9 protein-coding genes are annotated in these 9,440 nt (G+C 63.0%); all 9 read left to right on the top strand.

Annotation, left to right across the window (positions count from 1 at the left end; genetic code table 11):
- On the top strand, positions 1-513 hold a 513-nt coding region (locus tag E8E78_RS19520), incomplete at its 5' end, for a PFL_4703 family integrating conjugative element protein (protein WP_280337136.1).
- A complete protein-coding gene (locus E8E78_RS19515; protein ID WP_280337106.1) occupies positions 513-1,319 on the top strand; it encodes a TIGR03749 family integrating conjugative element protein in 807 nt (268 codons plus the stop codon). The genes E8E78_RS19520 and E8E78_RS19515, both read left to right, overlap by 1 nt.
- Positions 1,309-2,817, top strand: coding sequence for a TIGR03752 family integrating conjugative element protein (locus E8E78_RS19510; protein WP_280337107.1), 1,509 nt, complete (start codon positions 1,309-1,311; stop codon positions 2,815-2,817). Before E8E78_RS19515 ends, E8E78_RS19510 begins: the two co-directional genes overlap by 11 nt.
- The gene (locus E8E78_RS19505; protein WP_280312361.1) at positions 2,780-3,199 is read left to right on the top strand and encodes a TIGR03751 family conjugal transfer lipoprotein; all 420 of its coding nucleotides are present in this window, start codon (positions 2,780-2,782) and stop codon (positions 3,197-3,199) included. The genes E8E78_RS19510 and E8E78_RS19505 overlap by 38 nt, the downstream gene beginning before the upstream one ends.
- A complete protein-coding gene (locus E8E78_RS19500) occupies positions 3,199-5,940 on the top strand; it encodes a conjugative transfer ATPase (RefSeq protein WP_280337137.1) in 2,742 nt (913 codons plus the stop codon). The genes E8E78_RS19505 and E8E78_RS19500 overlap by 1 nt, the downstream gene beginning before the upstream one ends.
- A 221-nt stretch (positions 5,941-6,161) precedes the next feature.
- Positions 6,162-7,133, top strand: coding sequence for a TIGR03756 family integrating conjugative element protein (locus E8E78_RS19495; RefSeq protein WP_280337124.1), 972 nt, complete (start codon positions 6,162-6,164; stop codon positions 7,131-7,133).
- Complete coding sequence (locus tag E8E78_RS19490) at positions 7,133-8,488, top strand: integrating conjugative element protein (RefSeq protein WP_280337123.1); 1,356 nt, start codon at positions 7,133-7,135, stop codon at positions 8,486-8,488. Before E8E78_RS19495 ends, E8E78_RS19490 begins: the two co-directional genes overlap by 1 nt.
- Positions 8,485-8,790, top strand: a complete 306-nt coding sequence (locus E8E78_RS19485; protein WP_280337122.1) for a hypothetical protein — start codon at positions 8,485-8,487, stop codon at positions 8,788-8,790. Before E8E78_RS19490 ends, E8E78_RS19485 begins: the two co-directional genes overlap by 4 nt.
- A gap of 9 nt (positions 8,791-8,799) precedes the next feature.
- Positions 8,800-9,440, top strand: a 641-nt coding sequence (locus E8E78_RS19480; protein WP_280313780.1) for a conjugal transfer protein TraG N-terminal domain-containing protein, incomplete at its 3' end; no start/stop codon positions are given.

Genomic DNA, 9,440 nt, shown 5'->3' with positions numbered 1-9,440 from the left:
CTGACCATTCACGTACCACCGGATCTGCGCTCAGGTAGCACGCGCAAATGGTGGGACGTGCCGCCCGAAAACATCTATGCCTTTGCCCTGTACATATTCGGCCAACTCAACCGCTGGCCCACCGACGGCGAGGTCGACTACCACCGCGCGATCTTCGCCCTGCAGCCTTATCTGACACCGGCGTGCAAGACCTTCTTCGATGGCGATTTTGAGTACCGCAAGGCAGCCGGCGAACTGCGCGGCCGCGTACGCGGCGTATACGAGGTGCTGGGGCGGGGCTACAGCGACGACCCCGACCTGCGGGTAAAGCAGTTGGATAAGCACAGCTGGCTGGTCAAGCTCGACCTCAATGCCGACGAATATTACGCCGCCGAGCCGGTGAAGCGCGTCGTCGTGCGCTACCCCCTGCGTGTCGTGCGCTTTGACGTCGATCCCGAGCACAACAAGTGGGGCCTGGCCCTGGACTGCTACGAAGGCACACCGCAGAAGCTGACACTGCCTGGAGGTGCATGATGATGCGTATCTTGATCCTGATGCTGGTCTCGATCGCCGGCTGGTGTTCCGCTGTGGGTGCCGTCGAGGTCAAGTACTGGGACCGCCTGCCGCTGGCCGTGCCGCTGACGGTGGGCCAGGAACGAATCCTCATGCTGGATGAGGATGTCCGCGTCGGGCTCCCCAGTGCGATCAGCAGCAAGCTGCGCGTGCAGTCGGTCGGTGGCACGGTGTACCTGCATGCGTCGGAAGCCATTCCCCCTACCCGCCTCCAGCTGCAGTCGGTGAAGTCGGGGGACATCATCCTGGTCGACATCGAAGCGTTCGAGGGCAGCGAGGCGCTGGAGCCGGTCAAGATCGTCGCTCAAGCGCAGACGCCGGACGTGAACACCGCGCCGGACGCAGCGCCTACAGCCACGCCGGTACCGGTAGTGTTGACTCGCTATGCAGCGCAAAACCTGTATGCGCCTCTGCGCACCGTGGCACCCTTGCCTGGTGTCCATCGGGTCTCGCTAGGCGAGTCCTCAGGATTAAGCACACTCCTGCCGACCGAGCACGTATCCATCAAGGGGCTCGCCGCTTGGCGGCTGGGCGATTATTGGGTGACGGCGGTGAAGATCGTCAACCGTGGGCCGGCCAAGGTCTCGCTGGACCCGCGTCACTTGCAGGCCACGCTGTATGCCGCCACCTTCCAGCATGAATATCTGGGGCACGCCGGCACACCTGAAGACACCACCGTGGCGTATCTCGTCACCCGAGGCGGCGACCTGAAACACGCACTGCTGCTGCCACCGCCAGCGCCGGAGGCTGCCGATCATGAAAGCTAACGGTTTACTGAAATGGCTGGTACCGGCGGTCCTGCTGGGGATCGTGCTGATCATCGGCAAATCCTGGGTGACGGCGCCAGACGCTGAACCTGCCCATGATCCCGAAAACACTGCCCTCAGTCCGGAACAGGCCAAGGCCCTCGGCATTGCCGGCGACACGCCGCGCGACACCGTGGCCACGCTGATTGGCCAGGTCAAAGCGATGCGCAGCGAGATGCTGTCGCTGAAGAAAGGCAACGAGACGCTGCAGACCGAAAACAACCGGTTGCGCACGCGCGAAGGCAACATCGACAGTCGCATTCAAAACACGCTGAGCAGTGTCACCCAGCAAGTCACCGAGCAGCGCCAGCAGGCCAACGATGCCCGGCAGAAGGCCGAGCAACAGCACCGCGAAACCCAGGGTTTGCTGTCCCGACTCAAGGACCAGCTCACCAGCAAGCCGGCCGCGAAGTCCGACGTACCTGTGGGCTTTGGGCTCGAACCGGGTGACGAGCAACAATTCTCCGGGGCACAACCGCCGGCGGATGCAGTGCAATGGATCGAGCCATCCAATGCACGTGCTGGCCAAGAGGGGGCCAGCAAAGCTGAGGGACCGTTGTCATCGCTGACGTCGAAGTTCAAGGATCTGCATGGCCTAGACAACAACGCGATCGACCGGGGCCAGGACCATCTGCGCGGCGTGGCCAAGGGCGAGCGCGACCTGGACAGCACTCAGGATCGGACCGATGGCGCCAAGCCGGTCTACACCATCCCCGAAAACTCGACCCTGATGGGCTCAATCGCCATGACCGCCCTGATTGGCCGGGTGCCGGTGGACGGCACGGTGAACGATCCCTATCCGTTCAAGGTACTGGTGGGGCCGGACAACCTCACCGCCAACGGCATCGACCTACCGGACGTGGTCGGCGCGGTCATGAGCGGGACTGCGGCCGGTGACTGGACCTTGTCATGCGTGCGCGGCCAGGTCGAGTCGATCACCTTTGTCTTCAGCGACGGCACCGTGCGCACGGTGCCGCAGCCGCAGAAGGTGGTCAGTCGCAACCGCAGCAGTACCCAGACTTCAGACACCGAGAAGATCCGCGGCGGCTTGGGCTACATCTCCGACCCTTACGGCATTCCCTGCATCGCCGGTGAGCGTCGCTCCAACGCCCAGCAGTACCTGGGCAGTCAGAGCCTGATCACCGCTGCCGGCGCCGGCTTCGCTGCAGCGCTAGGCAGCGAACAGACCAATACGTCATTCATCAACTCGGCCAGCGGCAGCCTGGGGCTTTCACAGAACAGTGGCAACAGCGCGCTGAACTCGGTCATCAGCGGTGGCATCGGCGATATCCGTGACTGGATCAACAAGCTCTACGGCGAAGCCTTTGCCGCCATCTACGTCCCGCCGGGGGCCAAGGTGGCGTTGCACCTGGATCACGAAATCAGCATCGACTACGAACCCAAAGGCCGGAGAGTGAATCATGAACGCCCATCCGTTTCGGTACTGGACCTGGATTAGCCTGCTGCTTTGCCTACACCTGGCAGGCTGTACCACCAGCAAGGACGAGATGCTGCCCCACGGCGATCACACCATGCTGGATATCTGGAACAGCGGCGCCGCAATCGGCACGCAGCAGCAGTTGCAGGAGGCCCGCAGTGAGCTGCGCCGGCCGGTTCTCGATCCCGAGCGCCAGATCAAGGACCAGAGCGCCTATACCCGCACGGCCGCCAACGAGATTCGCACCCAGTTCCCACGCCTGCCCAATCCCGATCTGGTGATGTACGTCTACCCGCACCTGGCCGGCACCCAGCAGACGCCCGTGCCCGGCTACTCGACCGTGTTCCCGTTGTACGAGAAGGTCCAGTACGCACTGCCCGGCGAACGCCTGGACGATTTGTGATGGTCGATGACGCAGATCGAGCCCCGCCACGCTGGCAGCCCTGGCGCGCGGCGCAGCGTCGACGTGCAACGCGTGCGGACGAAGCTGCGCAGTATGCGCACAACCCCAGCTTCACCGACTACTTGCCCTGGGTCGAATACCTCGAGGAGGAGCAATGCTTTCTGCTCGACGACAACCGCTCGGTGGGCGCCGTGTTCGAGTTGCAGCCGATCGGGACCGAAGGCCGTGAGCCCGAATGGCTGATGGCGGCGCGCGATGCGCTGGAAGATGCGCTGCAGGACAGCTTCGACGAGCTCGACCAAGCACCCTGGGTGGTGCAGTTCTTCTGTCAGGACGACAGTGATTTTTCTCCGTACCTGGAACGCCTGGCACAGTACGTCGCACCGCGGGCGACAGGCACCCCCTTCACCTCCGCCTTCCTCGCGTCGATGCAGCGCCACCTCGACGCCATTGCCAAGCCAGGCGGCTTATTCGACGACCCTGTCGTGTCACACCTGCCCTGGCGCGGCAGCAATCGGCGGATTCGGCTGGTGGTCTATCGCTGGCTCGGTGACCAGGCCGACGACGAAGGGCAAAAACCCGCTCAGCTGCTGGGAAGGACCTGTGACCGCCTCATGGCCTCGTTACAGGCCTGCGGGGTCAATCCTCGTCGGCTGAATGGGCGTGACTTCTATGGCTGGTTGCTGCCCTGGTTCAATCCAGCCCCGACCCTCACTAACGAGCGAGCGGCGGAGTTCTACCGGCGTGTGCCCTACCCGGAGCCCGATGACGGCGATGGCCTGTCATTGCCGTTCGACCATGACTTTGCCGAGCGCCTGTTCTTCCACGAGCCACGCTCGGACAGCGAACAGGGGATGTGGTACTTCGATCAGCAGCCGCACACGGTGATGGTGGTCGATAAACTGCGCAGGCCACCCCATATCGGCCAGCTGACCGGCGAAACCCGCAAAGGCGAGGCGCTCAATGCCTTGTTCGATCAACTGCCGGAGCAGGCCATCCTGAGCCTGACCTTGGTGATCACACCCCAGGATGTGCTCGAGGAGCAGCTTAATCGCCTAGCGCGCAAAGCCATTGGCGAAAATCTGGCCTCGACCCAGACCCGTCAGGACGTGGAAGAGGCCCGCGCGCTGATCGGTCGCCAGCACAAGCTGTATCGCGGTACCTTGGCGCTGTACCTGCGCGGCGTCGATGTACAACAATTGCGCCAGCGCTCGATCCAGGCGGCCAATGTACTGCTCGGTGCCGGCCTGCAACCGGTGCGCGAGGGCGATGAAGTGGCCGCCTGCAACAGCTACCTGCGCTGGTTGCCGATGGTTTACAACCCTGCGCGCGACCCGCGCAACTGGTACACCCGGCTGTTGTTTGCCCAGCATGTCGCCAATCTGCTGCCCCTGTGGGGACGCAGCATCGGTACCGGCAATCCGGGCATTACCTTTTTCAACCGAGGTGGCGCGCCGCTGTCGTTCGATCCCCTATCACGCTTCGACCGCTCCATGAATGGCCACTTGCTGTTGTTCGGCCCGACTGGCGCCGGCAAGTCGGCCACCCTGGTTTCGATCCTGATGCAGGTCATGGCGGTGTATCGGCCGCGGCTATTTATCGTCGAGGCCGGCAACTCCTTTGGCCTGCAGGGCGACTACTTCGCCACACTCGGCTTGACCGTCAATAAGGTCCAACTCAAACCGGGCAGCGGCTTGAGCCTGGCCCCTTTCGCCGATGCCCGCCGACTGATCGAACGCCCCGACCAGGTCGCCAGCCTGTCGACCGAGGACCTGGATGAAGAAGCTTCGGACAGCGACGAGCAACGCGATGTGCTGGGCGAGCTGGAGATCACCGCCCGCCTGATGATCACCGGCGGCGAAGCCAAGGAAGAAGCGCGCCTTACCCGGGCAGACCGCAGTCTGATTCGCGAGTGCATCCTTGACGCCGCCAGGCACTGTGCGGCCAGCGACCAGCAGGTCATGACACGTCATGTCCGAGATGCGCTTCGCACGGTGGCCAGCGACGCCCATCTGCCCGACAAGCGTCGTGAGCGTGCCCAGGAAATGGCCGAGTCCATCGACCTGTTCTGCCAGGGCTTCGAGGGTGCGCTGTTTGACCGACCAGGCCCCCCCTGGCCGGAAAGCGATGTCACGATCGTCGACCTCGCCACCTATGCCCGCGAGGGCTATGAAGCACAGATGTCGATCAGCTACATCAGCCTGATGAACACGGTGAATAACCTCGCCGAACGCGACCAGTACCTCGGTCGTCCGATCATCATGGTCACCGACGAAGGCCACATCATCACCAAGAACCCGCTGTTGGCACCGTTCGTGGTCAAAGGCACCAAGATGTGGCGCAAGCTCGGCGCCTGGTTCTGGTTAGCAACGCAGAACCTGGCTGACTTCCCTGACGCGGCGCAGACCATGCTCAACATGATCGAGTGGTGGATCTGCCTGAACATGCCACCGGCGGAAATCGAAGAGATCGCTCGGTTCAAGAAGCTGACGCCAGCACAAAAGACCCTGCTGCTGTCGGCGAGCAAGGCCTCGGGCAAGTACACCGAGGGCGTGGTCTTGTCGAAGCAGCTGGAGACGCTGTTTCGCGCAGTCCCGCCGAGCCTCTACCTCGCCCTGGCCATGACCGAGCCCGAGGAAAAAGCCCAGCGCTGGCGGTTGATGGAAGCGCACCAGCTGTCCGAGCTGGAGGCTGCGCTGCAGATTGCGGCGGACATCGATCGCTTGCGCGGCATGTCCTGAACCTCGGAACACACGATGTTCTAAGCCTGCTGATCAATAAAAATCGACAGGAGCACATTTGTACTCCATTAGTGATTTAGGACAGATTGCAGTCCTGATCCTGCCGGCTGAAGAAACCGAAGGCACCAGTCTCGGTTTGTCCGTCCCCCTCCTCAGCCTGATCCGCGATGCTGCAACTCGGCGCATGGATGCACACCGTTGCCCCCTGCCGAGCGCTGCCGATGAACTTGACCGCCCCATGCCGAACGCCACAGCCGAGCAAACCTGGCCGAGCTCGCGCCTTCCTCGCGATCGCGTCGCTCATGGCTGCCGAGCAGTGCCTGGCGCTGACCACCCCCGCCATCATTGCCTCTGTCGCGTCGCTGCAGTGCCTGGAGTACCGCATCGTCGGGATCTGCTATTGGCTACTGTGTACGCCCTTCGGCTGCACGGTGCGAACCTCGCCCAAGGTCCGTCACTTCATTCCCGAGCTGGTGGTGTCGAGCTATTCCGACACCGGCAGTAACCCGTGGGGCGAGATGTCTGCTTTGTCGGCGCCGACCACCCTGTCGCAAGGCGGCGGCAACCTCATCACGCCCTCGCCGCAGCGCAACAACCTGCCGCGCTTCAAGAATGTCGACGGCATCGGACATCCTGGCGGCGCTGCACTGACTACCGTGGCACACAGCTTCGGCTATGCATGTCCAAGCGGGGCGGTGCCACTTGCGCCCTACTACCTCAGTACGCTCGATCCACTGGCCTGGCGCCACGCCATCCCCGAGTCCGTCTATCCGCAAGCGCTTATTCCGGGCATGCGTGAGATCGGTAGCCAAGCCCTCGGCAACATGTGGGGCAGCATTTACCCACGACAGGGTTTCCTGGTACAGCCCGACGACTTCAAGGCTGCCGCAGTGATGGCGCAGCGCGCCAGCGACTTCATCACCCGCGTTGGTCAGCCGCATGTGTATCTGCCGCTGCAGCCGATGCCATCGCCCGGCTATTGGCCGCCGCTGCCGGTGATGGAGAACAACATCAACAACCACCGTTGGCAGTTGCTCGCACCGATGATGCAGAGCACCTGCGCCATCTTCCCGAGCGCCACCGTCCAGAGTGCCGAGGGCGCCTACGCCTGGTCGTTGTGGCGGCCGTATCGCTGCTGCCAACGCATGGGGCAGACCTTCCTGTTCAGCATCGACTTTGATGGAGGCCAGTGATGAACACCCTCTCGTTCGGGTTGGTATGTCTCTTCGTATGCGCCGCCGGCCACGCCGCCGAGAATGGCTACCACCTGGGCGACCAAGCCCAAGTGTTGGACGACCGGGTGATGTACACCATCGGTGGCGGATCGGCGGCGGGCGCGCCCTCCTCGCTCTACCGCCCCAGCGGACTCGGCGTCGGCCTGTCCTGGCGCGCGAACATGATGTGCGGAAACATGAACCTCTCCAACACCCTGCAGAACCAGCTCAACGGTGCCACCCAGGGCTTCCAGCAGATCATGGGCAACGTCATCCAGAACGCCACCCAGGCGGTGATGTCGCTGCCGGCAATGATCATCCAGCGCGCCAACCCCGGGCTGTATGAACTGCTGAGCAACGGCGTACTGCAGGGACGCATCGACTTCGACCGCTCCAAACTCACCTGCCAGGCGATGGCGGCGAAGATGGCTGACAAGGTGGATCAGGCCGGTTGGGGAGCACTGGCGCAGAACCAGGAAATGCAGCACAACCTGGAGCAGTCCGACGGTGATGCCGTGAGTGCGGTGAAAGACACCGAATCCAACAACGGCAACAAGGGTGTCAGCTGGATTGGCGGGCAGAAAGCTGGCGGCCATGGCCAGGCGCCGATCCGGGTGACCGCGGACGTGGTTAAGGCGGGTTACAACCTTCTGCACAACCGTTCGGTCGAGGACACCTCGGCGGTCGGTTCAGGTTGTCAGAATGGCGCGATTTGCCAGGCTTGGTCGAGCCCCGACGAGGCAGCTGAGTGGGCCACTCGTGTGCTCGGCGAATCCGAGGTGGAGACCTGCGATGACTGCGAGGCGCTGCGCGTGAGCGCGGGTGCAGGGCTCACACCATTGATCCAGGAAACCTACACGCAGCACCTCGAGGGCTTGCAACGCATGTTGTCGGGCGCAGAAGAGCCCACCCCAGAAAACCTCGCCAAAGTCTCCAGCCCCTTGCTGCAGGTCTCGCGTGGCGTCATCGAGGGCCTACGCGATGACCCCGACCAGAACCTGCTGGCCCAACGTTTGGCCAGCGAGACCGCGTTGTCGAGCGCGATCTACAAAGCGATGCTGCTGCAGCGCACATTGCTCGCCGGTAGCCGAGAGCCCAATGTGGCGTCGGCGCAGCCCGCCACCACTGCCCTCAACGGCAATGTCGAAACCTTGGAGCGCGAGATCCGCCTGCTGCAAACGGAATTGCAGGTTCGCCAAGCCCTGGCCACCAACACCGCCAGCCTGGTCCTCGATCGCCACGCCGGCGGCGCCGATGCCTCACGCAATATCGACCAGCGCGATCCACGCCCAGACCGCCTGCAGCGAGCGGATCAGGGAAGGAGCACGCCATGATGCCGTTTTCTGTGAAAAGCTCGGTCGTTCGGGGCTTGCTGATCCTCGCCGTCATGATGGTCATGTTGCTGGTTGCCTCGATGGCGCTGCAATTGAGCGGGCCCCAGTTGGAATGGATCAAGAAGGCACGGGGGAGTACGCCGTTTCTCGCCTACTGGCGAGCCCTACTGTACACCCTGATTTTCGCCGGCTGGACCGCAGCACTCCGCTTGCGGCCAAGCTCGGAAGACCAGCAACGGTTATTACGCCTGGGCCTGATCGGTTTCGGTGCGATCGTCCTGGTCGAACTGTCGCGCTTGTGAGGTGCAGCCATGAACATGAGCACCAACAGCTACCTCGAATACTACCTGTCGCTGCTGGCGTGGATCATCAACAACGGCATCTGGAACACGCTGGCAGACACCGGGCTGTTCGCTGCGCCGTTTGGGGCGATCATCCTGCAGGAGTGGTTATCCGCCCGCCAACAGGGGGCCGACGAGGGCAACAAAGGCTTGCTGTCGATCCCCCGCGTCGAGAACCGACTGTGGATGAGCTACGTCGTCATCCTGTTTGGCTGCATGCCGTTTTTCCCGCTCAACCTGTCCTCCGTAACCTTCGACGGTGCGGCGAGCCAGCGCTGTGGTGTTTCCATGGCCAAGCCCGCCGACACGGCCTGGGGAACAACCTTCAACACGATCGGCGAGAAATCGGCGAATGTGCCGGTGTGGTGGTACCTGGTGCATGCCATGAGCAAGGGCATTACCGCCGCCGCCACAGCGTCGATTCCCTGCGCACCCGACATCCGCGCGATGCGGATGGAGATCGACAGTTCCCGGATCAACGACCAGGTGCTGCTGCAGGAAGTCGCCGATTTCACCCGCGACTGCTACGGCTTTTCACGCTCGAGGCTGTTTACCAACCGCCCTGAGCTGGACGAATCGCAGAGCTACGATGCGTCCTGGATTGGCTCGAC

The sequence above is a fragment of the Pseudomonas sp. BN505 genome, assembly GCF_029873175.1.
GTDB lineage: Bacteria > Pseudomonadota > Gammaproteobacteria > Pseudomonadales > Pseudomonadaceae > Aquipseudomonas > Aquipseudomonas putida.
Note: the sequence above shows the minus strand (reverse complement) of the source record. Positions and strands in the feature narration are given on the sequence as shown.

What these genes read in the sequence shown, in the direction of transcription:
- E8E78_RS19515 (WP_280337106.1), top strand. Translation starts at nt 513, where the DNA reads ATGATGCGTATCTTGATCCTGATGCTGGTCTCGATCGCCGGCTGGTGT.
- E8E78_RS19510 (WP_280337107.1), top strand. Translation starts at nt 1,309, where the DNA reads ATGAAAGCTAACGGTTTACTGAAATGGCTGGTACCGGCGGTCCTGCTG.
- E8E78_RS19505 (WP_280312361.1), top strand. Translation starts at nt 2,780, where the DNA reads ATGAACGCCCATCCGTTTCGGTACTGGACCTGGATTAGCCTGCTGCTT.
- E8E78_RS19500 (WP_280337137.1), top strand. Translation starts at nt 3,199, where the DNA reads ATGGTCGATGACGCAGATCGAGCCCCGCCACGCTGGCAGCCCTGGCGC.
- E8E78_RS19495 (WP_280337124.1), top strand. Translation starts at nt 6,162, where the DNA reads ATGAACTTGACCGCCCCATGCCGAACGCCACAGCCGAGCAAACCTGGC.
- E8E78_RS19490 (WP_280337123.1), top strand. Translation starts at nt 7,133, where the DNA reads ATGAACACCCTCTCGTTCGGGTTGGTATGTCTCTTCGTATGCGCCGCC.
- E8E78_RS19485 (WP_280337122.1), top strand. Translation starts at nt 8,485, where the DNA reads ATGATGCCGTTTTCTGTGAAAAGCTCGGTCGTTCGGGGCTTGCTGATC.